The sequence below is a fragment of the Desulfovibrio sp. Huiquan2017 genome, assembly GCF_017351175.1.
In the GTDB taxonomy this organism is placed as follows: Bacteria; Desulfobacterota; Desulfovibrionia; order Desulfovibrionales; family Desulfovibrionaceae; genus Pseudodesulfovibrio.
Genome location: NZ_JAFMPN010000039.1, coordinates 1 through 1,079, shown reverse-complemented (window position 1 = coordinate 1,079; position 1,079 = coordinate 1). Strand labels below are relative to the sequence as shown.

At 51.7% G+C, this 1,079-nt stretch carries 2 tRNA genes and 1 pseudogene; 2 read left to right on the top strand and 1 reads right to left on the bottom strand.

The features are described from left to right. Positions 1 to 38: 38 nt before the first annotated feature. Positions 39 to 266: pseudogene (locus tag J0909_RS18265) on the bottom strand (chemotaxis protein CheW); the annotation flags it as partial. A gap of 272 nt (positions 267 to 538) precedes the next feature. On the opposite strand from J0909_RS18265, the gene J0909_RS18260 reads away from it, so the two are divergent. Both J0909_RS18260 and J0909_RS18255 read left to right on the top strand, forming a co-directional pair. Then, positions 539 to 615: transfer RNA gene (locus J0909_RS18260), tRNA-Pro, on the top strand. 66 nt (positions 616 to 681) lie between these two features. Continuing rightward, positions 682 to 757, top strand: a tRNA-Thr gene (locus J0909_RS18255). Positions 758 to 1,079: the final 322 nt, after the last annotated feature.

Genomic DNA, 1,079 nt, shown 5'->3' with positions numbered 1-1,079 from the left:
TGGAGTGGTGCTGTAAGAAGGGGTTTATCGTGCGCTTACGTATCTTCGCCCTTGGACATGCCCAATTTAAGGCGCATGTCCACCACGGGGACGGCGTGGCCACGCAGGTTGATGACGCCCCGCATGAACTTGGGCGTCCTCGGAATCTTGGTGATGGAGGTCAGTTCCAAGACCTCGCGGACGGTGCCGATATCCAGGGCAAATATTTCCTTGCCCAGCGTGAAGGTCAGAAACTGATTGATGTCTTTCAAAGCTTCATCAGCCATGACAACCCCCTGATGGCTTATACATTCGTGAAACAAGTGACTCGGGGACGGCCGACGCTCTGTGGCCCGGCGCGTCTCTCCAAGAGTTTTCCAACGTTCTGGCCCTTCTATTATACACACCTGACGAAAAACACCATTATAAATGTCCATATTTCAAACCCACGAGTTGCCTGAGAGTGGTCTGCAATCCTCAAAAAAAACACCAAGTTGACTTTTTTTCTCAAAAAAACGTTGACAACAAACCCGAGCACGGCTAGTTACTCACTTCGCGTCGGGATGTAGCGCAGTCTGGGAGCGCACTTGAATGGGGTTCAAGGGGTCGGAGGTTCAAATCCTCTCATCCCGACCAAACGATGAAAGACCCCGGCGGGCCGACCGAGAGTCGACCCGCCATTTCATCGAAAACAGCCGGAACGCTGCTGTAGCTCAATAGGTAGAGCGCATCCTTGGTAAGGATGAGGTAGACGGTTCAATCCCGTCCAGCAGCTCCACATATCAAAACCGCGGATCGAAAGATCGGCGGTTTTTTCTTTTGCCTCTCCCCTTCCCTTTTAAGCGCTGTAGTGGCCAAAGCAGTCGATTTCGGAAGCATGTCAAGTGCTCATTTTATCCTATAACCTATTTTTTACTATACATTTATTCACAGAACCGCGCGTTGCCGAAAACCGGAGGTATGCTGGTTCGGATTCCCGGAGATGGCCTCCGGGAACGAAACCAGCGAGGTGAGCCTTGCTATATGGAGAGTTTCAATCCACGCTCTACGAGAGGGGGGGGGTAATCCTCCCATTTCTAGGCGGTCTGAAAAGTAGAGCC